Consider the following 25,369-nt stretch of genomic DNA (forward strand, 5'->3'; position numbering starts at 1 on the left):
AGGCCTCCCTTATGAGCGACCTCTCCCGGTCGAGCGAACCTGATCCGATCGACGCATCGGCGCGGAACGTCGCTGCGCCCTGATCGTTAGCGTCGGTGAACAGGGAGATGCGTACATGGATGCCGGAGCCAGACTGACGATGCTCGCGCGCGCCGGCTTCGCGACCCGTGGCGCGCTTTACATCGTCATTGCCTTTCTCGTGTTGCGGGCCGGGCGGGCCGAGGATCCGTCGGGCGCCCTTGAATATCTCGGCGATGGCGGCGGCATGATTTTCCTTGGCCTGATGGCGGCGGGGTTGATCGGCTATGGGCTCTGGCGGCTGTCGGACGCCGCTTTCAACATCGAGCAGCATGATGATGATACCAAGGGCAAGATCAGCCGCGTCGGCGCGGCGGCGAGCGGCCTGATCCACCTGTTTCTGGCGTGGCAGGCGATCCGGTTGATGCAGGGCACCTCCGGTGGCTCGGGCGGCGGGACGGAGGAAGGCGCACAGAGCGCCCTCCAACTGCCCGGTGGCTTTATCCTGCTCATCATCGGCGGCCTGATCCTGATCGGTACGGGACTGTACCAGCTCGTCAAGGCCGCCAAGGGCAGCTATCTTAAGCATCTGGAACCGCAGGTCGCGCGCAAGGCCTGGGCGCAGTGGACCGGACGGTTGGGCTATGCCGCGCGCGGGGCAGTGTTTTTGATTACCGGCGGCTTTCTGATCTCTGCGGGGCTGGATTCTCAGGCAAGCGAGGCCGGCGGCATGTCGGACGCGCTCGCCTGGCTGACCAATCCCTGGGACATTCTGATTGCCATCGGCTTGCTCGGCTTTGGCATGTTCAGCCTGATCGAAGCACGTTACCGGCGCCTGCAGACCGTTTCGGCCGGCCCTTTGGCAAGCGGCGCGTCACGCTTCGGCTGGTGAGCGGGAGCCCAACGGTACATTGCACAGGCACCACCAAGCATTAAGCTGGCGGTGAACGATAAGGGGGATGTCATGACAGTTCAGCACCGCGAGGCGGATCCGGCGCCGCGCGAACGGCAAGGTCCGGGCGCGCGAATCGCCATGGCGACCGTGATCATTCTGGCGGTCGTGGGCACGGCGTGGCTGTTCGTCAAAATGTCCGGCCTGCTGCTGCTGGTCTTTGCGGCTTTGGTGCTGGCGGCCATTCTCGATGCCATAACCCGCGTCATCTGCCGCATCCCCGGGCTGCCGCGCGGACTGGGGCTGGCGCTTGCGGTGGTGACGCTGCTGGCGGTCATCACCGGCGCCTTCACGCTGTTCGGCACGCAGATCGTGGGTGAGTTCGACACCATCCGGGACAGCATCCCGCCCGCCATCGATCAGGTGCAGGCGCTGCTGGAGCGGTTTGGCCTCGGCGACGCCACCCGCGACCTGATCGAGCAGGGTCAGGGCGACCTTTCCAACCTTCTGTCTCAGGCCGGCGGTTATGCGCTCACGGCGGGCAACGGCATCGCCAATCTGGTGCTGCTGTTCGTCGGCGCCATCTTCATCGCCAGCGATCCCGCCGTCTATCGGCGCGGCCTCATCTTGCTGATGCCCCAGCGGGCCGAATCCCCGCTCGGCGAGGCACTCGATGATGCGGTGCGCGGCTTGCGAGGCTGGATGATGGGACAGGCTGTCTCGTCGGTGGTCGTGGCGGCGTTGACCTGGGCCGGGCTTGCGGCGTTGGGCGTGCCCGCAGCAGGCGGCCTTGGCATCATTGCGGGCCTGCTGGATGTGATCCCGATGATCGGCCCGATCATCGCGGGCGTGCCGGCCGTGTTGCTGGCCTTTACCGTGTCGCCGATGACTGCCCTGTGGACCACCCTGGTGTTCCTCGTCATCCAGCAGTTGCAGGGCAATTTCCTGCAGCCAATGATTCAGAAACAGGCCGTGGACGTGCCGCCCGCCGTGCTGCTCTTCGCGGTAGTGGCGGCCGGGCTTCTGTTCGGCTTCATGGGCATGCTGCTGGCTGCGCCGCTGACGGTGGTGGTCTTCGTGATGGTCCAGCGCATCTATGTGCGCACGCTGCTTGGGAAGAAGATCAAGATCGCCGGGCAGGACTGACGGGCGCGCGAGAGGCGCGGCTGATCATGAGGGACGGGCGGGGCCAGCCGCTCGTCCGGACAACAAAAAAGGCGCCGGAAAATCCGACGCCGTTCTTGTCTCGAAATCCGCGAGAGCGCTCAGGCCAGGCCGGCGACGCTCTTGGTCAGGCGGCTGAACTTGCGCGAGGCGGTGTTCTTGTGGAGCACGCCACGGGCCACGCCACGCGACAGCTCGGGCTGCGCGGCGGAAAGGGCTGCCTGCGCCGCCGACTTGTCACCCGCTGCGACCGCTGCTTCCACCTTCTTCACGAGGGTGCGGATGCGGCTCATGCGGCTACCGTTGATCTCGGCGCGACGTGCGTTGCGACGAATGCGCTTCTTTGCCTGCGGCGTATTGGCCATGAAATTCCTCGAACTCGAAACTGTTTTTGGGCGCGCGGCCCGACTCGCCAGGCGGAAGCCGCAGGCGCGCGAAGGCCGGGCCATTAGCCCTGATCCGGGACAGCGTCAACCGCCTTGTGGCGACGAAGCCGGCTTCTGCGTGCCTGCCGTATCCGTGCGCAAGCGCGCTTCCACCTCGCCGACCGGGACGGAAGCGGCATCCGGCAGGTCGTCTGGCTCCGTGATGGGGAGCGCGGCCTCATCCTGCCCGCGCATCCCGGCCACGATGTTCCAGGTGGCGATGAACAGGGCAGCGATGACCGGACCGATCACTAGCCCGCTGAAGCCGAACAGTTGCAGCCCGCCCAGCGTGGTGATGAGCACCAGATAGTCCGGCATCCTCGTATCCCGCCCGACAAGGATCGGCCGCAATAGATTGTCCACCATGCCGATGACGAAGATGCCGCAGAAGATGAGGATGAGCGCCTCGACCAGCGCGCCGCTGACCAGGAGATAGACCGCGACTGGCACCCAGACGATGCCAGTGCCCACGGCGGGCAGCAGCGAGAAGAAGCCCATCATCACGCCCCAGAGCAAGGCGCCTTCCACGCCCAGCAGCCAGAACACGACGCCGCCGATGAAGCCCTGCACAATGGCGACAATGATGCTGCCCTTCACGGTCGCGCGGATCACTAACACGAACTGGCGGAGCAGTTCGCGACGCGGCCCATCGCGCAGCGGCATGCGCTTGATCACGCTCTCGAGCAGCCGCTCGCCATCGCGGAGCAGGAAATAGGTGAGATAGAGCATCACCGTGAACGCGATGAACAGGCTGAACGCGCTCTGGCCGATGTTGACCGCCTGCGCCGCCACGAACTGGAAGATGTCTGCCGCCGCGTCGCGCAGCCGCTCTTGCGCCGCACTGAAATTGTCCAGCCCGTAACGCTGGAGCCAGCTTTCGGACCAAGCGGGCATGCTGGCGCGCAGGTCATCGAACAATTGCGCGAAGTTGATCTCGCCGGACTGGATGCGCGCGTAGAACACGCTCGCTTCCTGAATCAGCGCGATGGTGAGCAGCAGCGCCGGTACGATCACCAGTGCGATGATGAGCAGCAACGTCAGGCCGGCAGCGGCGCTGGGCCAGCGCGGCATGATGTCGCGAATCTCGCGATGCACCGGCTGGAACAGGATGGCGATGATCACGCCCCACAGGATCGCCTGGAAATAAGGCTCCAGAATGAACGCGAAGGCGACCGTGATGAGGATGACCAGCGCGAGAAAGGCGTGATCCTCGATCTTGCGGGGCGGTGGGCTGGCATCCATGCTGGGCGAATTCCGTTCAGTTCGTCTGGCGCGACCTCATCGCAAAAACAGCGCAAAGGCAATGTCGATCCGTTGAGGCCGGCAATTCCTCAGCGCGTGTTGACCCCGACGGCCTGGCTGATCGACGTGAACCCATCCCGGCGCAAGAGATCGGCGAGCCCGGCATTGATGCGCGCGGGCAGATACGGCCCCTCATAGACCATCGCCGAATAGAGCTGGATGAGGCTGGCGCCGGCGCGGATGCGGGCATAGGCCTGCTCGGCGGTACGGATGCCGCCGGCGCCGATCAACGGCAGCCGGTCGCCGAGGCGCTGGCGGAAATCGCGCAGGCGGCCAAGGGCCATATCATGCAGCGGTGCGCCGGACAGGCCACCCGATTCCCCGGCATTGGCGGAGCGGAGGGAGGCCGGACGGCTGATCGTGGTGTTCGTTACGATCAGTCCGTCGATGCGGTGCTGCAAAGCCAGTTCCGCGATGTCGTCGACGTCCGCCGGCTCGAGATCGGGTGCGATCTTGAGCAGCATCGGCGGCCCATCCTCTGCACGCGCGGCCATCACGCGGCCGAGCAGGGCGTCGAGCGCGCCCCGGTCCTGCAGGGCGCGCAGGCCGGGGGTATTGGGCGAGGACACATTGACGGTGAGGTAATGGCAATGGGGGCTCATGGCCCGCACGCCTTCCTCATAATCGGCAATGCGATCCTCGGTGTCCTTGTTGGCGCCGATATTGATGCCGATGATCAGCCCCCGTGGCTTGCCGCGTCGACCGAGCCGGGCGCAGGCCGCCGGTTGCCCGCCATTGTTGAACCCCAGCCGGTTGATGATGCCGCCATCCTCGACCAGCCGGAAAATGCGCGGGCGTGGATTGCCGACCTGTGGGCGTGGGGTCAGCGTCCCCAGTTCTCCAAAGCCGAAGCCCAGCGCGCCGACCCGGTCAATCACCTCGCCATTCTTGTCGAACCCGGCAGCGAGGCCGACGGGGCTGGCGAAGTCCAGTCCGAACAGCCGCTGGGCCAGAACTGGGTCCGGCTTGGGGGCGGAGGGCAAAGGCAGGCGCAGCGCGGCAAGGGCGAGCCCATGGGCGCGCTCCGCGTCGAGCGCGAACAGGAGAGGGCGGAGCTTCTGGTACATGCCGCGCGCTATGCCAGCGCTCGGTCAAGCGGTCAAAGGGCAGCGCGACGGAGCCGTGGCGTGGAATGTCCACCGGGCTACGATTCGCATTATCATGACGATTCCGTCCAATCCAAGCTGAACGAATCGCGTTACGGCGAGACTGCGACCCGAAGGGCTCTTGGTCATTTGGCTCAGAGACCTTGAACTTTAGCGGTCTGGCGGGTGATATTGCCTGCCGGGCCGCTTTTTTATTTGCCGCATCAGCGATTTGTGCGAAAGGTCGGTCAGGGTGGAGCACGCGATGGCGTGGCCTTGGCCCTGCCGAACTGCCAGTTCCGATCGAACATTTCGGCTCGTCTTTCCCTGGAGAGTGGTCAGGGTCGCGCGTGCGTCACAGATTCTCCGTTGCCGATACTGCGGACATGGTAGCGCTCAGCTACTTCGTTCCGCCTGTCGATCTGGCACATTATTTTGGCGCAATGTACTTGTTCACGGCGGACCAGCCGCGCGTGGCGGACCATACCCGTGCGGACTTCGCGCAAATTCGCTTCATGCTCGCCGGTTCGGGCGCCTATCGGTTCGTGGACGGGCACCGGGCGGAGACCCCTGAATGCTGCCTGCTCGGCGCGACCAGCGCGGCGACGCATTTCGATGTGCACGGGCCGCTGCAGGTGTTCGGCGTTTCCGTTCTACCGCTGGGCTGGGCGGCGCTGCGGGCGGGCGATGCGGATGCGGCATCCGATGATGTCGTCGATCTCGCTGCCCGGTTCGGCCCGGGCTGGACCGACATGCTCTCGGCGCTGCGGAGGATCGATGATCCCGGCAGCGCGGAAGATATCTTCTGGGCTTTCATCCGCGATCACCTTCATCCCGTCCCGGATGCGGAGCGCAGATTCATCGAGGTCGTGGATCGCTGGCTGGCAGACGAGCAGTCGCCCCGGGTCGAGGTGCTGCAGGAGACGACGGGCCTCTCCGCGCGCCAGCTGGCGCGCTGGTGCAATCGCCTATATGGCGCGCCGCCCAAATATCTGGCGCGCAAGTATCGCGCGCTGCGCTGTGCCCAGGTTCTCGCGCGCGAAGATCTGGAGTGGGCGGAAGTGAGTGGCGATGCCTTCTATGACCAATCGCATTTCATTCGCGAGATCAAGCATTTCACGGGTCTCACGCCCACGGAGCTGCGCGAGCGGGCCAGCATCGTGATTCGTCTCTCAATGAAGCGCGCGGAGCTGAAGGACGGGATCGCCAAGCTGAGTCAGATCAGCTGACTCGCCAGCCGCTGTCGCCTGCCCGCCCGTGATGGCGTAACAGAAGCGCCCGCGCTGCGAATTGCTCTGCTTTCGGGCTTGATTTCCGCCGAGCGTGGGCCCATTTGCGCAATCAGACCGATTTACTCCGATTTGAGAGTCGTTTGCAAACATGCGCCTGTCGAGCCTTGCCGATTATGCCGTGCTGATGATGCGGACCGCCGCCTCGCAGTGCGGTGGCGCGCGTGCGAATGCGGCGAGCCTCTCGGTCAAGGCCGGCATTCCGGTGCCGACGGGACAGAAGCTTGCGAGCCTGCTCGGACGGGCCGGACTGATCAAGGCGACGCGCGGCAGCGGCGGCGGCATCAAGCTGGCGCGCCCGGCAGCGGCGATCACGCTGGCCGACATCATCGAGGCGGTGGATGGCCCGATCGCGCTCACTGGCTGCCTCGAGCCGCACGGGGCGGAATGCTGCGCCCTCTCGCAGCCCTGTGACATCCGCCCGCACTGGATCGGCGTCAACGCGCTGGTCCGCGATGCGCTGGCGCATGTCACGCTGGCCCATCTCATCGCTTCCCCTGAAACGCTGCCGGTTGCGGCTTTCTCGCCTCCGGGCCTGACTGGCCCTGCAAGCGCAACCGCCATGGAGTCCGTGCAATGACTGCCCCGGTCGATACCCGCCCCAAGAATGAAGATGCGCTCGCCGCCGCCAAGAAGGTGAGCGACTATGAGTGGGGCTTCAGTTCGGACATCGAGCAGGAGTTCGCGCCCAAGGGCCTGAGCGAGGACACTGTCCGCTTCATCTCGGCCAAGAAGAACGAGCCGGAATGGATGCTGGAGTGGCGCCTCAAGGCCTATCGCCATTGGCTGACGATGGACTCGCCGGATTGGGCGAAGCTCAACGTGCCGCCGATCGATTATCAGGACGCCTATTATTATGCGGCGCCCAAAAAAAAGGTCGAACTGGGCAGCCTGGACGAGCTCGATCCGGAAATCCGCCGGACTTACGAGAAGCTCGGCATCCCCATCGAGGAGCAGAAGGTGCTCGCCAATGTCGCGGGCGCGCGCCGGGTTGCTGTGGATGCTGTGTTCGACAGCGTTTCCGTTGCGACCACCTTCCGCAAGGAACTGGAGGAAGCCGGCGTCATCTTCCGCTCGATCAGCGAGGCGATCCGCGAGTTCCCCGAGCTGGTGAAGAAGTGGCTGGGCAAGGTCGTGCCGATGCATGACAACTACTTCGCCACATTGAACTGCGCGGTCTTCTCGGATGGCACCTTTGTCTACATTCCGGAGGGCGTCCGCTGCCCGATGGAGCTCTCCACCTATTTCCGGATCAATGCCGAGAATACCGGCCAGTTCGAGCGCACGCTGATCGTCGCGGACAAGGGCAGCTATGTCTCCTATCTGGAAGGCTGCACCGCCCCGCAGCGCGACGAGAACCAGCTCCACGCTGCAGTGGTCGAGCTGGTCGCGCTCGATGATGCCGAGATCAAATATTCGACCGTGCAGAACTGGTATCCCGGCGATGCTGAGGGCAAGGGCGGCATCTACAATTTCGTCACCAAGCGCGCGCTCTGCCAGGGGCGCAACAGCAAGGTGAGCTGGACGCAGGTGGAAACCGGCAGCGCGATCACGTGGAAATATCCCAGCTGCGTGCTGAACGGCGAGAACAGCGTCGGCGAGTTCTACTCGGTGGCGGTGACCAACAATCGCCAGCAGGCCGATACCGGCACCAAGATGATCCACAACGGCAAGAACACCCGTTCGACGATCGTCTCCAAGGGCATCAGCGCCGGCAAGTCCAACGGCACCTATCGCGGCCTTGTGCGGATGAGCGCCAATGCGGAAGGCGCGCGCAACTTCACCCAGTGCGATTCGCTGCTGCTGGGTGACCAGTGCGGCGCCCACACCGTGCCCTATATCGAGGTGAAGAACCCGAGCGCCATCGTCGAGCATGAGGCGACGACGAGCAAGATCAGCGACGATCAGCTCTTCTACGCCCTGCAGCGCGGGCTGGATCAGGAAGCGGCGGTGAGCCTGATCGTCAACGGCTTCGCGAAGGATGTGCTCCAGCAACTGCCGATGGAATTCGCGGTGGAAGCACAGAAGCTGCTCGGGATTTCGTTGGAAGGTTCGGTGGGGTGACCTCTGCCCTGTCCTCCCACGTCATGCAGGACCTGATCCGGCATCCCGCTTCTTACGGCACGGCGCCGAACGGCAGCTGGACCCCGGATCAAGTCCGGAGCGATGAACATTAAACTCCCTCTCCCTGAGCGGGCTTTTACAGGAACGAGACTTTTGAGCGACGAAGACGATATCCAGGATGCCCTCGCCGATTTCGCGGAAGATGTCGGCAATGGCCAGTCGTGGACGGCGGCGATCCGCATCCTGACCGAGGATTACGAACTGGAAGAGGGCGAGCTTCAGCCGCGTGCCGTCCAGGATTTCGGCGATCTCGATGCCTATCAGGCGCAGTGCCGCGAGGCGCTGGCCAAGGGCGATGCGACGTTCACCGAGCGGCTGCGGACGGACAAGGCGTTCCACAAGGCCAAGGCGCCCAATCTCGCGCGCATGGGGCCGGTGAGCGAGTTCGTCGTTGGCTTGCTGGAAAAGGGCGCGCCGGAGCCGGGCGCCGACTGGTGGCCCTATATGCCGATCAAGCGGCACATCGACACGCTGTTTCCCGCCCCCGGCGACGTGCGCGACATGGCCTTCTGGACGGCCCGCACGCTCATCCGCCAGCACGAGCAGGAAGGCGCGCGCTGATGCTGACCATCGACAATCTCCACACCGAAATCGACGGCAAGGCCATCCTCAAGGGCCTTAGCCTCTCGATCAATGCGGGCGAGATCCACGCGATCATGGGGCCGAACGGCGCGGGCAAGTCCACGCTGGCCTATACGCTTGGCGGTCGGCCCGGTTATGAAGCCACGCAGGGCAGCGTCTCGTTCAACGGTGCCGATCTGCTCGACATGGAGCCGCATGAGCGCGCCGCAGCCGGCTTGTTCCTCGGCTTCCAATATCCGGTCGAGATTCCTGGCGTTTCCAATGTCCAGTTCCTGCGCGAGGCGCTGAACAGCCAGCGCCGCGTCCGCGGTGAAGAGCCGCTGTCCGCCGCCGATTTCCTGCGGCTGGCGCGCGAGAAGGCGGCGCTGCTCGGCATGGACATGGAGATGCTCAAGCGCCCGGTGAATGTGGGCTTTTCCGGCGGCGAGAAGAAGCGCGCCGAGATGGTCCATATGGGCATATTGGACCCCAAGCTGGCGATTCTCGACGAGACCGATTCCGGCCTCGATATCGATGCGCTCAAGACCGTGGGCGCAGGGATCAACGCGATCATGCGCGCGCCGGACAAGGCCGTGCTGCTCATCACCCATTATCAGCGCCTGCTCGATTATGTGCAGCCGGACTTCGTGCACGTGCTCGCCGCCGGCCGCATCGTGAAATCGGGCGGACCGGAACTGGCGCTGGCGCTGGAGAAGGACGGCTATGCCGAGGTGGTCGCCGCATGATTTTGATTGCTGCCTTGATGCTCGCGCAGAGCCCGGTTGTCGCGCCGCCAGTGCCGAGCGAGGCCACGCCCGCCGACGAGATCACCGTCATCGCGCAGCGCCTGCGCGGCGTCCAGGTGGGCGTCACCCGGGACGCGGCGGGCAAATATCATTGCGGATTGAGTGAATCGACCGGCGTGCGCAAGCTCGACGCGGCGCTGTGCAAGGCCACCACGCAATGCGTGCGCAAGGGCAAGGCGACGCAGGACGAGGTGCGTGCCTGTGTGGACAAGGCCCGGCCCTCGTTGGTCGCGCGCATTCGCGAGTATCTGTCGACCGAGCGGGCGAGAGGCGGCGCATGATGGCATCGGCAACGCTCCCCACGCGCCGCAACGAGGCCTGGCGCTATAGCGACCTCGATGCCGCGGCGCAGGTCTGGCCCGTGGGCGCCCCCGAGCGGATCGTCGTCGCGCCCGGCGAAGTGCGCACGCTGGCGCTGCTGCAGGATGGCGCGGACGGCGAGAGCATCGTGCGCGATCATTTGGTCGAGATCGGCGCGGGCGGGACGCTCAACGTCCATCTGCTGAACAGCGGCGGCACGCTGGGGCGGGTCACCTTCGACGTGACGATGGCGCGCCATGCGCATTTCGAGCTGAAGGCGGCGTTGATCGGTGGCGCCGCGCAGACCATCGAACTGGTGACCACGCTCAACCATGCTGAGCCGGAAGCGACCAGTGCACAGACCGTGCGGGCGATCGCGGCGGGCAAGGCGACGACCAATTATCTCGGGCAGATCCGCGTCGCGCGCGATGCACAGAAGACCGATGCCGCGCAGAGCTTCAAGGCGATGCTGCTCGGCCGTACCGCCACGGCCAATGCCAAGCCGGAGCTGGAGATCTTCGCCGATGACGTGAAGTGCGCCCATGGCGCCAGCATCGGCCAGCTTGATGCCGCTGCCCTGTTCTACATGGCTTCGCGCGGGATCGATCCGACAAGCGCCAAGGCGCTGTTGCTCGAAGCCTTCATCGCCGGGCTGTTCGACGACATGGCCGACGAGGCCGAGCGCGAGCGGTTCGCGACCGTGGCGCGGGCTAGGCTGGAGGCGCTGGGATGATGGGGCGTGCTGCTCTTCTGAATGGTTCGCTGACCTCTGCCATCCCCGTGCTCCTGCGAAGGCAGGAGCCTAGGGCGCAACCGGCTGCCCTTGCCGCCCTGGGCTCCTGCCTTCGCAGGAGCACGGGAAGGGACAGTGCTGGGTGTGTCTCGACTTCGCTCGACACGAACGGGAGGGTGGGCGTGATCGGGTTATTCCGGCCTCGGGTTCGCGCTCGCGCGCTCTATTTGGAGTTATCGGCGTGATGACGACCAAGACCCCGTTCGTGTCGAGCGAAGTCGAGACACCCTCCGCCGCAACCATGAACGCGCTCCACAGCCGCCGCACCGATTTCCCCGGCCTCGTCACCGCTGACGGCAAGCCCTGGCACTATCTCGATACCGCCGCCACGGCACAGAAGCCGCAGGCGGTGATCGACGCCACGGTGCGGGCAATGGGCGCAGACTATGCCACGGTCCATCGCGGCGTTTACGCCCGCTCGGCGGATATGACGCTGGCCTTCGAGGCCGCGCGCCGTCGCGTGGCGGAGTTCATCAACGCGCCGAGCGAGAATGAGATCGTGTTCGTGCGCGGCGCGACCGAGGGGATCAATCTCGTCGCGCAGAGTTGGGGCGGCGCCAATCTCAAGGCCGGCGACCGCATCCTGCTCTCGACGCTCGAGCATCACAGCAATATCGTGCCCTGGCAGCTCATTGCGCAGCGGACCGGTGCGCAAATCGACGTCGTGCCGCTGACGCCGGATGGTCGCATCGATCTGGATGCCATGGCGGCGATGCTCCGCCCGGAGCACAAGCTCGTGGCACTTGCGCATGTCTCCAATGTGCTCGGCAGCGTGCTGGACGTGCGGCGCGCGGCGGAGATTGCCCATGGCGCCGGGGCGCTGCTGCTGGTCGATGGCTGTCAGGCCGCACCGCGTCTCGCCATCGATGTGCAGGCGCTGGGATGCGATTTCTATCTCTTCTCCGGCCACAAGTTGTACGGCCCAACCGGCATCGGCGTGCTGTGGGCGCGGGGCGCAATCCTCGAGGCCATGCCGCCTTATCATGGCGGCGGCGCAATGATCGACAAGGTGACCTTCGCGCGCACCACTTATGCACCGCCCCCGGCGCGGTTCGAGGCAGGCACGCCCGCGATCATCGAGACGATCGGGCTGGCGGCGGCAATCGATTATGTCGAGGCGATCGGGCTCGATCGCATGGCTGCCCATGAGGATGCACTGGTCGCCCGCACGCGCGAGGCGTTGCGCGGCATCAACACCATCCGCCTGCTCGGGCCTGAGGATGCGGCGGGAATCGTGTCTTTCGTGATGGAGGGGGTTCATCCCCACGACATCGGCACTATCTTGGATGAGAGCGGCGTGGCGATCCGCGCGGGCCATCACTGCGCACAGCCGCTCATGGCGCATCTTGGCGTCGAGGCGACGGCGAGGGCCAGCTTCGGGATTTACAATGATGAAAGCGATATCGAGGCGCTGCTGCGTGGCCTCGATCGGGTCAGGACGATATTCGGATGAATGACGAGAGCAGAATCAGGACCGAGGAAGTCGAAGGCGTCGCTCCGCCGCCGCGCGCTCGCGTGAGCGATGTGGTGGAGGATGCTTCCGGCGTTGCGGAAAACGCCTCGGACAAGGTCGCCCGCAAGCGCGACTATCTGGAGGGCTTTCTCGCCCAGAAGCCCAGCGATGCGCCCGCCGGTGAGCCGGGCGGCGCGACCTATGATGCGGTGATCGATGCGCTCAAGAGCATCTTCGATCCGGAAATCCCCGTGAACATCTACGATCTCGGGCTGATCTACGGGGTCGAGGTGGGCGAGGACAATCATGTCGCCGTGACCATGACGCTGACGACGCCGCATTGCCCGGTCGCAGAATCGATGCCGGGCGAAGTGGAAATGCGCGTGGGATCGGTGCCCGGCGTCGGGCTGGTGGACGTCAATCTCGTCTGGGACCCACCGTGGGACCCGCAGAAGATGAGCGATGAAGCCAAGCTGGAACTGGGGATGCTGTAACGCTTCGCCAAAAGGAGACCTTTTGGCGAGTTGGGAACAATTCTTGTCCGTTCGCCCTGAGCTTGTCGAAGGGTTCTTCTTTTGAAGACTGCACGGACATTGAGTGAGAGTGAGACTGATGACCACGACCACCACCAAGCGCCCTCTGCCTGCCGCCGTTACGCTGACGCCGGCCGCCGAGCAGCGCGTCGCGGACCTGATGGCCAAGGCGCCTGAGGGCACGATGGGCGTCAAGCTCTCCACGCCGCGCCGGGGCTGCTCGGGGCTGGCCTATTCCGTCGACTATGTGAGCGAGGTCGCGCCGTTCGATGAGCGCATCGAGACGCCCGGCGGCCTGTTCTTCATCGATGCCGCCTCGGTGCTCTACCTCATCGGCTCGACCATGGACTGGGTGGAAGACGATTTCACCGCCGGCTTCGTGTTCAACAATCCCAACGCCAAGGGCGCCTGCGGCTGCGGCGAAAGCTTCACCGTCTGAAGGCGGGCAGTTCTCCCCTCTCGTCATTCCCGCGCACGCGGGAATCCAGGGGCGCAATCGCAGTTCGGCTGGGTTCTGGATTCCCGCGTGCGCGGGAATGACGGGAATAGGTAGGCTCTCGGTTTGGCTAGCCCGCCATTCGGCAGCAGTCGAGCCTCAGAACCCTACCGACCAACGCAGGGCGATGCCCAGTTCATCGGGTATGGCCGCGATGTTGCTGCCCTGCTCGCGCAGGAAGAGGTTGGCGCCCAGCCAGCCGGGGCCGATGCCGCGCCCATAGCTCAGCTCATAATCGCGCTGGCGGCCGCGCGGCACAAGGTTGAGCGGTACGCGCGCGTCGGTCGCCATTTCCTGCTCCCAGTCCCAGGTCTGCGGTACGATCAGCGTGAAGCGGCTGGCGATGACGCGCAGCGGCTGGGAGATGCGCAGACCCAGCAGATCGCCGGGCGCGAAGAGATCGCCACGGGCCAGATCGGCCGACCAGCTTTGGCTGACCAGCGATCCGCCTTCGCGCAAGGCTCCGCCGGCCGCGGCGCGGGTCCAGCCGCGCTGCCAGTTGGCCGAGAGGCGGACGGCGCCCGGCAGGTCGGCGCGCGCACCCAACCGCGTAAACAGGCTGCGCGCCGACTGCGCGCCGAAATTGGCGGAGAAGCGGGCGCCGAGCAGCGTGGCCTGCTCGTCCAGCATCGTCATCCCGGCAGTGAGGCCGATCGCCCCGCGCTGATAATCGAACGAGAGCGACGCCGCATGATAGGGCGTGGCGCGCCACTGCTCGGCATCCGCGAGAGCGGCACGTTGCATATCGCCCCGCTCGAACCCGCCGATGATGGTCAGCGCCGGTGACAGCTGCTGCGAGACGGTGAGGGCGGCTTGCGCCTGCCGATCGGCCTGATCGGCATCGAAGCCATGATCCGCCATCAGGAAGCTGGGGCCGGCACGGTCGGCGAGGCGTTGTTCCAGGGCGGCGATGCCCGTCCGCAGGCCAAACATCACGCGCGCGTGGGGCGCGATCTGCGCGCTCAGCGTACCGGAGAGCAGCCGGGTGCGGGCCTCGTCCGACTGACGGAACGCGAAGGGGTCGCGGGTGGTGGCGGCCTCGACCGTCGGGCGGAGATTGAGCGAAAGGCTGAGCGCCGGCGTCCCGAGGTTGAGATGGCGCTGGGCGGTGTCGAGCGCGGCGGCGAACTCCCGGCGCGGTGCAGGGCGAGCGAAGCGCGGGGTCAGGTCCACCCGATAGGCGCGCTGATAATCGTCCAGCGCAACCGCAGCCAGCGCGGCAGGCGCGGCGTCGCCCATCGGTGCGGACAGTATGCTGGTCGAAAGGGGTGAGAGCGCGATCTGTGTGCCGGCCATGCTGAGCGCGCCGACAGGCTGGAAGGCCTTGGCAATATCCAATATGCCCACGCCATAGCGCGCATCCGCGCCCGGCGCGCCGACATCGCGCGCGCTGTTCTTGAGCAGCGCAACGATCTGCGCGCTGGTGAGATTGGGGAAGGCATCCGCCAGCAGCGCAGCGGCGCCGGCCACCTGCGGCGCTGCAAACGACGTGCCGGAGTAGAGATAGTCGGTGCCGGCGTGGTCGAAGGACAGGACGCGACTGCCGAGCGCGGCGATGCTCACGCTCTCGAAGCCGGCCACACCGGCCGAGAAGCTGCTCACCGTATCATTGCTGTTTACCGATGGCGCGATGATGACGAGGCCGTTGCTGTAGGCCGGGTTGGCAAAGGATTGCGCCAGCTCGTCCGGCGCGGCCATCATGGGCTGGCCGTCCTCGTTATTGCCGGCGGAAATGACAATGATGATGCCGGCCTGGGTGGCGCGCTTCACCGCCTGCAGCAGATAATTGGGAGCCGCGCCGCCCCCGAGCGAGACGTTGATGATCCGTGCGCCATTGATCCTGGCATGGTCGATGGCGTTGGCAATGGCCGTGGTGCTGTGCTTGCAGCCATCGGCATCGCAGTCGGACTGGTCGTCGGTCCGCAGCGCCATCACGGTCGCGCCCCAGGCCATGCCCATCACGCGCCGGTTGTTGCGTCCGGCGGCCAGCACCGCCGAGACTGCCGTGCCATGGCCCTCCACATCCGTGTAGCTGCTGTTGCCGGCAAAGTCGGCGGAGGCGGCGCTGATCCGGCCGGTGAACTCGCCGGTCGGATCCGACAGGCCGCTGTCCACCACGCCGACCGTCACACCCGCGCCGCTGGCGCCCGCCTGATAGGCAGTGATCGCGCCATGATAAGGCAGGCCGGAGGAATTGCGGTATTCGCTGGTGTCGTAATTGACCGTGCTGGGTGTCGGCGCGGGCGTGGGTGCCGGGGCCGGAGTTGGGGTCGGTGTGGGAGCCGGGGCGGGTGAGGGTGTGGGCGTCGAATTGAGCGCGCCGCCGCCACCCCCGCAGCCGGCCAGCGTCAGCAGCGCCACTACCGAGCCAAAAGCGATCACATGCCGCATGATTGCAGGTTCCCCGTCCGCGCGACGATGCGCGCTGCGACACTAGCGGCGCCTGGTTAACGGGCTGTTTCGCAAAAACAGGGCTGCGAGGGGGCGGTTGCCAGCCTATCCAATCAGGCGACGAGATGATCCAGGCGTGGATTGCGCTCGATCAATTTCTGCAGACGCGCGGGCCGGTAGATCAGGCGCGAGAGAGAGAATCGAGGAGAGCGACGCATGGCCCATTTCCCCAACACGTTCGGTTTCACCGGTACACTTCGCCCGCTCCGTTTGCAGGGCGACATTCACGACGTCGAGATCGAGGGGGAAGTCCCCGCTGATCTGGATGGCGCCTTCCACCGCGTCCACCCGGACAATCAGTTCGCACCCAAATTCGAGGACGACCAGTTCTTCAATGGCGACGGCATGGTCAGCATGTTCCGGGTCAAGGATGGCAAGGTCGATTTCCGCCAGCGTTATGCGCAGACCGACAAGTGGAAGCTGGAGAACAAGGCCGGCAAGTCGCTGTTCGGCATGTACCGCAATCACCTGACCGACGATCCGAGCGTCGAAGGGCAGATTCGCGGCACCGCCAACACCAATGTGCTGGTCCATGCCGGCAAGCTCTACGCCATGAAGGAGGACAGCCCCTGCCTGCTCATGGACCCGAACACGCTGGAGACCCATGGCTACACCGACTTCGGCGGGCGGATCGACAGCAAGACCTTCTGCGCCCATCCGAAGATCGACCCGGCCACCGGCAATATGTGCGCCTTCTCCTACATGTCCAAAGGGCCGATGACCCATGACATGAGCTATATGGAAATCTCGCCAACCGGTGAGCTGCTGTTCGAGATTCCCTTCCAGAACAAATATCTGTGCATGATGCACGATTTCGGCGTGACGGAAGATTATGCGGTCTTCTCGGTCATGCCGCTGCTCACCAGTATGGAGCGGCTGGAAAAGCGCCTGCCCTATTTCGGGTTCGATACCACCCAGCCGGTCTGGCTTGCCGTGCTACCCCGGCAGGCCGGCGCCACGGCAGCGGATATGCGCTGGTTCAAGGCGCCGTCCAACTGCTTCGTGGGGCATGTGATGAATGCGTTCAACGAGGGCACGCGGATCTACTTCGATCATCCGGTCGCCGCCAACAACAGCTTCCCCTTCTTCCCGGATATTCACGGCGCGCCGTTCGACCCGATTGCGGGGCTCGGCTATCTCAGCCGCTGGAGCGTCGACATGGCGTCCAACAGTGACGAGTTCGAGAGCATCGAGAAGCTGACCAATCTCGCCGACGAGTTCCCCCGGATCGATGACCGCTACGCCACGCAGGCTTATCGCCATGGCTGGATGCTCGTGATGGATCGCGAGAAACCCTATGAAGGGCCGGGCGGGCCGTTCGTCGGCATGATCAACAGCCTGGCTCATATCGATCTGGCGACCGGGAGCACCAAGAGCTGGTGGCCCGGGCCGCAATGTGGCATCCAGGAGCCCTGCTTCGTTCCGAAATCGGCGGATGCGCCGGAAGGCGATGGCTATGTCATCGCGCTGGTCGACAATCACGTGACCAATTATTCGGAGCTGTGCTTCTTCGATGCCCAGCATGTCGATGAAGGGCCGATCGCCCGGGCTAAGCTACCGGTGCGTATCCGGCAGGGGTTGCACGGTAATTGGTCGACTGGGGCGCAGCTGGCGGGGATTTGAGGGCGAGGTTGCACTCCCTCTAAAAGCGTCCGTTCCAACACCCCGTTCGTGTCGAGCGAAGTCGAGACACGGGGGAATGCGCTGGGTGTGTCTCGACTTCGCTCGACACGAACGGGGAAGGGCATGGTCAGCCCTCCCCCGCCGCGTGACTAGAACGAGACCTTCACCGTCGCGCCCCAGGTGCGCGGGTCGCCGGGCAGGCCGGCGATCAGGCCGGTATTGCCGGGGCCGACGAACAGCTGCTCGTAATAGTTCTCGTTAAAAGCATTCCGCACCCATCCGAAGATGTCGAGGCCGGTATCCGTCCGGAAGCCCAGCCGGACGTTCGACAGGCTGTAGCCATCGATCCAGGTATAGGCCGAGGGCGAGGCGTTGGACGAGAAGTTGGAACGATAGCTGCCGTCGTAGCCGAGATACACCTCGCCGGTCTGGCCCAGCAGCGTTGCCGGCACATTGCCTTCCGCGCCGAAGGAGAGCGCCCACTTGGAGACGCCCGGCAGGCGCTGGCCGGAGATGTCGCAATTGGCCGGGCTGAAGCCACCGGGCGTGCCCGGCACGCTCGGCGCATTGCTCCCGGCCGCCGTGCCGCCAGAAAGCTCCGGCGGGCAGGGCGCGTCGACGAAGCGCCGATAGGTCGCGTCCGTGTAGGCGCCATTCACATAGGCATTGAAGCGCTGGCTCGGGCGCACCGAGAAGTCGACCTCCACGCCTTGCGAGCGGACCTTGTCGGCATTGGCGAGGTAACCGCGCAGCACCCCGAACTGGCCGTTGTTCACCGTGGCCTGATAGTCCTTGATGTCCGTGCGGAAGGCCGAGAGGTTGAGCGTCGCGCGGCGATCCCAGAACTGCGCCTTGATGCCGGCCTCGAAATGCTGGACCTGCTCGGGCCGGATCTGCCCGGCGGCGAGGATCGGATTGCCGGCGGCATCGGTGGGCAGGCCGTTCTGGTTGATGCCGACCGTCTTGAAGGTCTTGGCATAGGTCGCATAGGTCAGGATGTCCGGGGCGACGCGGTAGCTCACTGTGAGGTCGTAGCTGAAGTTCCAGTCGCTGGCCTCCGGCGCGCTGAGCTGCGGGGTAAAGACACCGAGCTGCGCCGCACGCACAGTGCCCGTGTCCGTCGCGAAGATTTCCACACCCTGCCCATCGAAGACGCGGCGCTGGTAGAAGCCTTCCTTCTTGTCATAGTTGAGGCGCAGGCCTGGCTGGATGGTCAGCGCGTCGGTGGCCTTCCACGCGAGCTGGCCGAACAGCGCCAGGCTGGTGCTCTTGAGATATTGCGTGTTGCGCGCGGTCAGCCCGTTCAGCACCGCCGGGTTGCTGGCGAGCGCACTGGTCGGGTTCAGCGTCCAGCGGCTGGATGCCGAACCATGCTGCTCGGTCCCCTGCGTGTCGATCCGCTGGTTGAACGCAAAGGCGCCGAGGACGAAATCGAACTGCTTGCCGCTGTAATTGTAGCGCAGTTCCTGCGTGTACTGATCCTGCTGGGAGGGGTTCTGGGAGAGCGTGACGATCGGCAGGCCCGTGAAATCGCGGTCGTTCTCCGGCTTCCAGTTCCAGCTGCGCCAGGCAGTCACGGAAGTCAGCGTGCCGGGGCCGACATCCCATTTCAACCGCAGGGCGACGCCGCCGATGACGTTGCCGGCATTGAGGCTGGCATCGAGATCGGTCAGGCGGTCAAAGCCATTGAGGCTGGGTGGCGTGTAGTTCTGCGCGGCAGCCAAGGCGGCGAACTGGCGATTGAGCGGGCGCTGGGTGGCGCCCGTGCGCACGAACACCGAGCCGCAGCAGGCTGCATCCTGCTCGCTATAGTCGCCAACAAGGGTGGCGCTGAAGGTATCGGTGGGCTTCCAGAGCAACTGCCCGCGCAGGCCGATATTGTCCTGGCTCTGAATCCACCGGTCGGTCGTGACATTATAGATCGTGCCGCGCCGGCTGGTGCTGGAGACGGCGATACGCGCGGCCAGTGTATCCGAGAGCGGGCCGGAAATGGCGGCCTTGGCCTGCTTGAAGTTCAGGCTGCCCACGCTGACCTCCGCTTTGCCCTCAAAATCGAAGGTCGGCTGGTTGGTGGTGATATTGATCGCGCCGGCGGTTGTGTTCTTGCCGTAAAGCGTGCCCTGCGGCCCGCGCAGCACTTCAATCTGCGCAACGTCGAGAAAGTCGAAGGTGGCCGAGGCCACGCGCGAATAATAGACGTCATCGACATAAATACCGACCCCCTGCTCGAAGCCGTCGCTGGTGAGGCCGAAGGGCACGCCGATGCCGCGGATGTTCACGGCCGTGTTGCGCGGGTTCGAGGAATAGAATTGCAGCGTGGGCGCAAGCTGCTGGAGACGGCCGACATTGAAGGCGCCGGTGCTGTCGAGCTGGGCGCCGCCGACCACGGAGACGGCAATGGGGATTTCCTGCGAGGTTTCGGAGCGCCGGCGCGCCGTCACCACGATATCCTGCGGGGCGCTGCGGTCTTCATGCGGGGCGGCCGTGCTGTGGGAGCCGGTCGCGGGCGCTGCGCCTGCGGTTTCGTCCGCTTGTGCGGTGCCATGAAAGAGAAGAGCTGCGGCGAGCGCGCTCAGCGAAAGAAGCGGTCTGTTGACCATGGTGAAATCCCCTTGTTTGAAAAAAGGGATGCCTCCAGTGGTCCGGTCAGCATCATGCTATGGGTCTGTTATCGCGCGGGCGGCCAGGCGGCCCGTCGGAAAGGGTTAGGCGGTCAGCCTGGTCTTCTCGGTCACCTCGATCTGGACGAGGCGGCCTTCGTGCACAGTCAGATGCACGGCGCCGAATTTGAGGCGGTCAAGATGCTGCCGAATCAGAGAAAGCGCGCTGCCATGGGGATCGTCCCCGCTCTGGGCAGCGGAATGGGGCGTGGGTGTGGACATCGGCCGTTCCTCCTGTTTTGCCGGGTCGGAGGCGTAAACTTAACTCAATCGGTTATATTGACAATAGGATTGCGATGAACATTTGCTTTTCCGCGAGGAACAGCAGCTTCCTCCTGGGCCGCCCAATCTTCGCTAAGGTCGGCGTGCAGGCATGAGCCCCTTCACAGACCGGCGTGCGAAGACCCAGCGGCCGTCCTCCCGCACCAGATCGTCCTCATAGGCGGCCATGAGCATGGGCGTGGGCCGGTTCCGCTCATCCGGCACGACGTAGAGGGACATGGACGTCGCCCTGGCGCTGTCCGAGCCGGTGAAGGTCACGACCTCGTTGAAGAACAGGTGATAATTCGGCTCTGCAAAGCCCATGGCATTGCCGGCGAAGACCTTACGCATCATCTCGCCGGCGGCCGGCCCCCGCGCTTCTGCGCTACCGCCGGCAGCATAGATGCCATCCTTACCGAACAGTCGCCCGAACCCCGCGAAGTCGCGCGCGTCGAGCGTGCTGCCATAAGCGACGAGCAGGGCGTGGATGGCGGCGCGATCAGCTGTCTCGTCGCGCTGGGCGCTGGCGGGGAGAGCGGCGCCGGCGAGCAGCGCGATCGCGGCGATGGGGCGCAACGCGATCATTGCGCGGCCTGACGCGCGCGGACGACCTTCATCCATTCCTCGGCCGTCGGCATCACCGGATAATCGACGCGGCGCCGGATCTTCCATTCGCCATTCTCGCGGATGAATTCGTCCTCATAACGGCCCGCGAGCGCCGGGACCGGCTCGCCATTCGGGCCGCGCCAGATGAGCAGGTGGCGCGAGTGCGCGGTCGCCCGGTCACCGTCGATGTCGATCTGGATGTTGGACGTGAGGTGATAGTTCTCGTTGTTCACGAAGCCCGCGGGCGGCGTGCCGTAGAGGTTGACGAGCAGCTGGCGGATTGTCGCGCGCCCCTTGTGGACGGCCTTGCCGTTCGCCCATTCGCCATCGGTGGCAAACAGATTCGCATAGGCCGCATAGTCGCGGGCATCCTGCGTGGCGGCATAATCGACGATGATGCGCCGGATCGCCAGCTCATCCTCCACCCGCTGCAGCCGTTGCTCGACGGTGAGCGGCGCTTTTGGCGTCTCCGCGAGGCTCGGCCCGCTCAGTCCGGCCATGGCCAGTAGGCCTGCAGCTATAATTGCATCACGCATCGCACTCTCCCTGTTCTATGCGCCCTTGCCGGGCATCATCGAGCGGAGGCTAATGGCCGAAGATGGAAATTTGAATGGATGCGCTGTCCTCAAGGCTGACGGCGATTGCTTAGCATGGTAGCGATTGCCAATCGCACGATCGTGTTAGAGGGAGAGGAGAGGGACTATGGACTATCGCTATCTAGGACGCAGCGCCCTCAAGGTGTCGCCGCTTTGCCTTGGGACCATGATGTTCGGCGGCGCGACGGACGAGCCCACGGCAACGCGGATCATCCACAAGGCGCGGGATCAAGGCATCAATTTTCTCGACACCGCCGATGGCTATAATGGCGGCCAGTCGGAGGAAGTGGTGGGCCGGGCGATCCGCGACCATCGGCATCATTGGGTCGTCGCCACCAAATTCGGCCATGCCTTCGGGAAGGGGCCGAATGAGGGCGGGCAGTCGCGCAAATGGATCGTGCAGGATGTCGAGGCGAGCCTCAAGCGGCTGGGCACCGATTATATCGACCTCCTTTATTTCCATAAGGCCGATCCTCACGCACCCTTCGAGGAAGGCCTGCGGGCGATCGACGATCTAATCGCGCAGGGGAAGCTGCGTTATTATGGCGTGTCGAACTTTCGCGGCTGGCGCATTGCCGAGATCTGCCGCGCGGCGGACGCCATCGGCATGGATCGGCCGATCGCCAGTCAGCCGCTCTATAATATGGTCGATCGCCTCGTTGAGGTGGAGCAGATGCCCGCCGCCGGCCATTATGGCCTGGGCGTGGTGCCCTACAGCCCGTTGGCCCGGGGCGTGCTGAGCGGCAAATATGCCGGTGACGGGCCGCCGCCGGCGGACTCTCGCGCCGCGCGGGGCGATGTCCGTCTCAAGCAGACCGAGTGGCGCACCGAATCGCTGGCCATTGCTGAGGCGGTGAATGCCCATGCCGCCGCCAAGGGCGTGAGCACCGTCGCCTTCGCTTTGGCCTGGGTGCTGCGCAACCGCTTCGTCAGCGCCGCGATTGCCGGTCCGCGCACCGAGGCGCAGTGGGATGCCTATCTCGATGCGCTGAGCGTGCCGATGGGCCCCGAGGACGAGGCCTTTGCCGACGCGTTGGTGGCTCCCGGTTATGCCTCCACCCATGGCTATACCGATCCGGCCTATCCCATCGAGGGCCGGCAGGTGCGGGACTGAGCATGGCCGCTGCGGCGGATATCTACGCGGCCCCGGCGGTATCGGTCGATGCGCTGCATGACCAGCTCTATCGCGGCGATATCGTCCGCTTCGGGGTGCTTCCGGCAATGCGCGCTCTGGCGGATCATGCCCGCGCCTTCGCGGAGCAGCACCTCGCCCCCCACGATCCGGAGCGCATTCACGAGGCGCTGGACAGGGTGGCGCTGGCGGAAACGCTGGACGCCGTGCAGCGCGCCTTCTCCAATGACGCGCAAGCCAAGCACTTATGGCGCGCGCTGTTCGAGGCGGTGGGATTGCAGGCCGAGGATTTGGCGCGGGACCGGCTGCTGCTGCGCTTCCAGCCGCCCGTGCCGGCGGATAACCAGCCGCACAACGCGCGCAGTACCGCGACGGTCGGCTTCCATCGCGATAGTTGGGGCACCAATCTGGCGGCGCAGGTCAACTGGTGGGCGCCGGTCTGGCCGATCACAAGCGGGCGGACCTTCGCGTTTCTGCCCGAATTGTTCGACCGGCCGATCCCCAATGACAGCGTCGATTTCGATCTCGCCGAAGCGATGGCCCGGCGGCGCACCGGCAGTGCCTCGGCCGATCGCGGGCGCATGGCGCCGCGCCCGCTCGTCCCCATCGATGCCGCCCAGGGCATGCCGGTGCTGATCGCGCCGGGCGAGATCATCGCCTTTTCGGCGCAGCACGCTCATGTCGGGGTGGAGAACCGGACCGGGCTGACGCGCATCTCGCTGGAGACGCGCACCGTGCGGATCAGCGATCATCTGGCAGGGCGCGGCGCGCCGAATGTCGATGGTCGTGCGCGCTGGATTGCCTATGCGCTGTTCCGGCGGCTCAGCGATGGCAGACCGCTGGCCGATGTGCTGGCCGTCAACCCGTTGATGCCCTTTGGCGAGGGGCCGAGCGTTTCCGGGATCTAGAGCCCGAGCACGGCCTTCACCGGCTCCACCTCATAACCCAGCGCCTCCGCGACGGCGGGGCAGGTGACCTTGCCGGCATGGACATTGAGGCCATTGGCCAGATGCGGATCACGGGCAAGCGCGGCGCGCCAGCCGAGATCGGCGATGCTGAGCGCATGGGGCAGGGTGACGTTGTTTAGCGCGTAGGTGCTCGTCCGCGCGACGGCACCGGGCATGTTGGCGACGCAATAATGCACGATGCCGTCCACGATGAAGGTCGGCTCGGCATGGGTGGTGGGCCGGCTGGTCTCGAAACAGCCGCCCTGATCGATCGCGACATCGACGAGCACTGCGCCGCTCTTCATGGACGAGAGCATGTCGCGTGAGACCAGCTTTGGCGCAGTGGCGCCGGGTACCAGCACCGCGCCGATCACCAGATCCGCATCGACAAGGCTTTCCGCAAGCGCCGCGCGGCCCGAGAAGCGGGTCTTCGCGCGCCCCTCGAAGTGGGTGCCGAGACGCTCCAGAACATCCGGGTTGCGGTCGAGAATCGTCACGTCGGCGCCCAATCCTGTGGCCATCTGCGCGGCATTGAAGCCGACCACGCCGCCCCCGAGAATGACCACCTTGGCCGGCAGGACGCCCGGCACGCCGCCGAGCAGAACGCCGCGCCCGCCATGCGCCTTCTCAAGCGCGGTCGCGCCGGCCTGTATGCTCATCCGCCCGGCCACCTGGCTCATCGGTTTGAGCAAGGGCAGCGTGCCGTTGGGCCCGGTCACCGTTTCATAGGCGATGGCCGTCACGCCGGAGCGAACCAAATCGGCAGTCTGGGCGGCATCGGGGGCGAGATGGAGATAGGTGTAGAGGATCTGCCCGGGCCAAAGCATCGCGCGCTCCTCTGCCTGCGGCTCCTTGACCTTGACGACCATCTCGCACTGCCCGAACACCGTCCGCGCATCAGGCTGAATGATCGCACCGGCGGCGCGATAATCCTCATCGCTGCTGCCGATGCCCAAACCGGCGGCCTGTTCGACCCAGACTTCATGGCCATGCGCCACCAGTTCCCGCACGCTCTCCGGGGTGAGGCCGACACGATATTCGTGGTTCTTGATTTCCCTGACTGTCCCGATGCGCATCGAATTTCTCCTGTCTTCTGCACATAGGAGAGGATGTGTTGGAGACAATGAGGCGGCGGGTCGCGCGGGGGCGACGATGCGCCGCCCGGATCTCAGGTGCCCCGCGCGTAGGCCCGCATGAAGATGTGCGTGAAGCGGAGTGCATAGACGTCAATCTCGGCGTCGTTCAGTCGCTCGAATCCCCAGATCGCCCGCATGTGCTGGCCGATGCAAAGGCCCATCAGGGCTTCCACCATGACTGCGGGGTCTTCCTCGATCAGCGCGCCGCTGGCGACCTGCCGGGCAAAGAAAGCCTGCAATGCGCCTTGGACGGGCCGCGCAGCCCGCTCGTGGAAAATCTTGCCGACCTCGGGAAAGCGCCCACTCTCCGCAACGACCAGCCGCCAGGTGGCCTGGCCGTCCGGCGACGTGATCTTGCGCAGGAAGGCGCGACAGAAGGCGATGAGGGTGCACTCAAGATCGGCTTTCGTTGCCAGCACATCCTGAATCTCGGCGCGAAACTGCAGGCTGACTTCCTCAACGACTGCCGCGAACAGGTCTTCCTTGGATCGGAAATAGCCCCACAACGTCGCTTTGGAGCCGCCAAGCGTCTTGAGCAGGCCGGACATCGACGTGCCGGCATAACCATGCTCCAGAAACGAGGTGCGCGCAGCGTCGACAATGGCCTGCCGACGGTCCTGCTTGCGGCTTTCCCGGCGGGTGACGGGGAGTGTTTCGGTATCCTGCTCCATAACCGTACTATACAGTACAGTTTTCTGTTGACAACCCCGTCGATG

Annotated in this window: 25 protein-coding genes; 15 read left to right on the forward strand and 10 right to left on the reverse strand. The window is 65.2% G+C overall.

The features are described 5' to 3' along the window. The first annotated feature begins 115 nt into the window (after positions 1-115). Together M2337_RS04270 and M2337_RS04275 are read left to right on the forward strand one after the other, a co-directional pair. A complete protein-coding gene (locus M2337_RS04270) occupies positions 116-910 on the forward strand; it encodes a DUF1206 domain-containing protein (RefSeq protein ID WP_264571811.1) in 795 nt (264 codons plus the stop codon). Positions 911-982: 72 nt separating this feature from the next. Next, the gene (locus M2337_RS04275) at positions 983-2,056 is read left to right on the forward strand and encodes an AI-2E family transporter (protein ID WP_264571812.1); all 1,074 of its coding nucleotides are present in this window, start codon (positions 983-985) and stop codon (positions 2,054-2,056) included. Positions 2,057-2,175: 119 nt separating this feature from the next. On the opposite strand, the gene rpsT is transcribed toward M2337_RS04275, so the two are convergent. The 3 genes from rpsT to M2337_RS04290 all read right to left on the reverse strand — a co-directional run bounded on the left by rpsT (position 2,176) and on the right by M2337_RS04290 (position 4,868). Further along, positions 2,176-2,439 (reverse strand): 30S ribosomal protein S20, encoded by a 264-nt coding sequence (rpsT, locus tag M2337_RS04280; RefSeq protein ID WP_181558404.1) that lies wholly within the window; start codon positions 2,437-2,439, stop codon positions 2,176-2,178. Positions 2,440-2,544: 105 nt separating this feature from the next. Continuing rightward, on the reverse strand, positions 2,545-3,741 hold the full coding sequence (locus tag M2337_RS04285) for an AI-2E family transporter (protein WP_264571813.1): 1,197 nt from the start codon (positions 3,739-3,741) through the stop codon (positions 2,545-2,547). Between the two features lie 89 nt (positions 3,742-3,830). Beyond that, positions 3,831-4,868 (reverse strand): quinone-dependent dihydroorotate dehydrogenase, encoded by a 1,038-nt coding sequence (locus M2337_RS04290; protein ID WP_264571814.1) that lies wholly within the window; start codon positions 4,866-4,868, stop codon positions 3,831-3,833. Between the two features lie 368 nt (positions 4,869-5,236). Here M2337_RS04290 and M2337_RS04295 point away from each other — a divergent pair, with 368 nt between their 5' ends. The 10 genes from M2337_RS04295 (at position 5,237) to M2337_RS04340 (ending at position 13,184) form a co-directional block, all read left to right on the forward strand. Then, complete coding sequence (locus tag M2337_RS04295; protein WP_264571815.1) at positions 5,237-6,115, forward strand: AraC family transcriptional regulator; 879 nt, start codon at positions 5,237-5,239, stop codon at positions 6,113-6,115. 151 nt (positions 6,116-6,266) lie between these two features. After that, the gene (locus tag M2337_RS04300; protein ID WP_181558408.1) at positions 6,267-6,755 is read left to right on the forward strand and encodes an RrF2 family transcriptional regulator; all 489 of its coding nucleotides are present in this window, start codon (positions 6,267-6,269) and stop codon (positions 6,753-6,755) included. Then, positions 6,752-8,239 carry a Fe-S cluster assembly protein SufB gene (gene sufB, locus M2337_RS04305; protein WP_181558409.1) on the forward strand — a complete coding sequence of 496 codons (1,488 nt, stop codon included), beginning with the start codon at positions 6,752-6,754 and terminating at the stop codon, positions 8,237-8,239. Before M2337_RS04300 ends, sufB begins: the two co-directional genes overlap by 4 nt. A 153-nt stretch (positions 8,240-8,392) precedes the next feature. Continuing rightward, positions 8,393-8,860, forward strand: coding sequence for a hypothetical protein (locus tag M2337_RS04310; protein WP_264571816.1), 468 nt, complete (start codon positions 8,393-8,395; stop codon positions 8,858-8,860). Next, complete coding sequence (gene sufC / locus M2337_RS04315) at positions 8,860-9,606, forward strand: Fe-S cluster assembly ATPase SufC (protein WP_264571817.1); 747 nt, start codon at positions 8,860-8,862, stop codon at positions 9,604-9,606. Before M2337_RS04310 ends, sufC begins: the two co-directional genes overlap by 1 nt. Then, positions 9,603-9,947, forward strand: a complete 345-nt coding sequence (locus M2337_RS04320) for a hypothetical protein (protein ID WP_264571818.1) — start codon at positions 9,603-9,605, stop codon at positions 9,945-9,947. Before sufC ends, M2337_RS04320 begins: the two co-directional genes overlap by 4 nt. Continuing rightward, positions 9,947-10,699: a SufD family Fe-S cluster assembly protein gene (locus M2337_RS04325; RefSeq protein WP_264572350.1), complete on the forward strand. Its 753-nt coding sequence runs from the start codon at positions 9,947-9,949 to the stop codon at positions 10,697-10,699. Before M2337_RS04320 ends, M2337_RS04325 begins: the two co-directional genes overlap by 1 nt. Positions 10,700-11,000: 301 nt before the next feature. Beyond that, positions 11,001-12,212 carry a cysteine desulfurase gene (locus M2337_RS04330; RefSeq protein WP_264572351.1) on the forward strand — a complete coding sequence of 404 codons (1,212 nt, stop codon included), beginning with the start codon at positions 11,001-11,003 and terminating at the stop codon, positions 12,210-12,212. After that, on the forward strand, positions 12,209-12,706 hold the full coding sequence (locus tag M2337_RS04335) for an SUF system Fe-S cluster assembly protein (RefSeq protein ID WP_181558413.1): 498 nt from the start codon (positions 12,209-12,211) through the stop codon (positions 12,704-12,706). Before M2337_RS04330 ends, M2337_RS04335 begins: the two co-directional genes overlap by 4 nt. Before the next feature lie 118 nt (positions 12,707-12,824). Beyond that, the gene (locus tag M2337_RS04340) at positions 12,825-13,184 is read left to right on the forward strand and encodes a HesB/IscA family protein (protein WP_181558414.1); all 360 of its coding nucleotides are present in this window, start codon (positions 12,825-12,827) and stop codon (positions 13,182-13,184) included. A 156-nt stretch (positions 13,185-13,340) separates the two neighbouring features. Here the strand turns inward: M2337_RS04340 and M2337_RS04345 are convergent, their stop codons facing one another. Beyond that, complete coding sequence (locus M2337_RS04345) at positions 13,341-15,632, reverse strand: S8 family serine peptidase (RefSeq protein ID WP_264571819.1); 2,292 nt, start codon at positions 15,630-15,632, stop codon at positions 13,341-13,343. Between the two features lie 216 nt (positions 15,633-15,848). Here M2337_RS04345 and M2337_RS04350 point away from each other — a divergent pair, with 216 nt between their 5' ends. After that, entirely contained in the window at positions 15,849-17,315 is a 1,467-nt protein-coding gene (locus tag M2337_RS04350; protein WP_264571820.1) for a carotenoid oxygenase family protein, read from the forward strand. 149 nt (positions 17,316-17,464) lie between these two features. Here M2337_RS04350 and M2337_RS04355 read toward each other — a convergent pair whose 3' ends face one another. The 4 genes from M2337_RS04355 to M2337_RS04370 form a co-directional block, all read right to left on the reverse strand. Then, positions 17,465-19,915 (reverse strand): TonB-dependent receptor, encoded by a 2,451-nt coding sequence (locus M2337_RS04355; RefSeq protein WP_264571821.1) that lies wholly within the window; start codon positions 19,913-19,915, stop codon positions 17,465-17,467. 105 nt (positions 19,916-20,020) lie between these two features. After that, positions 20,021-20,197: a YezD family protein gene (locus tag M2337_RS04360; protein WP_264571822.1), complete on the reverse strand. Its 177-nt coding sequence runs from the start codon at positions 20,195-20,197 to the stop codon at positions 20,021-20,023. Between the two features lie 132 nt (positions 20,198-20,329). After that, complete coding sequence (locus M2337_RS04365) at positions 20,330-20,821, reverse strand: nuclear transport factor 2 family protein (protein WP_264571823.1); 492 nt, start codon at positions 20,819-20,821, stop codon at positions 20,330-20,332. Then, on the reverse strand, positions 20,818-21,378 hold the full coding sequence (locus M2337_RS04370; RefSeq protein WP_264571824.1) for a nuclear transport factor 2 family protein: 561 nt from the start codon (positions 21,376-21,378) through the stop codon (positions 20,818-20,820). Before M2337_RS04370 ends, M2337_RS04365 begins: the two co-directional genes overlap by 4 nt. A gap of 166 nt (positions 21,379-21,544) precedes the next feature. On the opposite strand from M2337_RS04370, the gene M2337_RS04375 reads away from it, so the two are divergent. After that, positions 21,545-22,552, forward strand: coding sequence for an aldo/keto reductase (locus tag M2337_RS04375; RefSeq protein ID WP_264571825.1), 1,008 nt, complete (start codon positions 21,545-21,547; stop codon positions 22,550-22,552). A 2-nt stretch (positions 22,553-22,554) separates the two neighbouring features. Then, the gene (locus tag M2337_RS04380) at positions 22,555-23,478 is read left to right on the forward strand and encodes a hypothetical protein (protein WP_264571826.1); all 924 of its coding nucleotides are present in this window, start codon (positions 22,555-22,557) and stop codon (positions 23,476-23,478) included. On the opposite strand, the gene ald is transcribed toward M2337_RS04380, so the two are convergent. Beyond that, positions 23,475-24,593, reverse strand: a complete 1,119-nt coding sequence (gene ald / locus M2337_RS04385) for an alanine dehydrogenase (RefSeq protein ID WP_264571827.1) — start codon at positions 24,591-24,593, stop codon at positions 23,475-23,477. The two genes, M2337_RS04380 and ald, sit on opposite strands and share 4 nt — an antisense overlap. Positions 24,594-24,685: 92 nt before the next feature. Continuing rightward, positions 24,686-25,324 carry a TetR/AcrR family transcriptional regulator gene (locus M2337_RS04390; protein ID WP_264571828.1) on the reverse strand — a complete coding sequence of 213 codons (639 nt, stop codon included), beginning with the start codon at positions 25,322-25,324 and terminating at the stop codon, positions 24,686-24,688. Positions 25,325-25,369: the final 45 nt, after the last annotated feature.

The sequence above is a fragment of the Sphingobium sp. B2D3A genome, assembly GCF_025961795.1.
GTDB lineage: Bacteria > Pseudomonadota > Alphaproteobacteria > Sphingomonadales > Sphingomonadaceae > Sphingobium.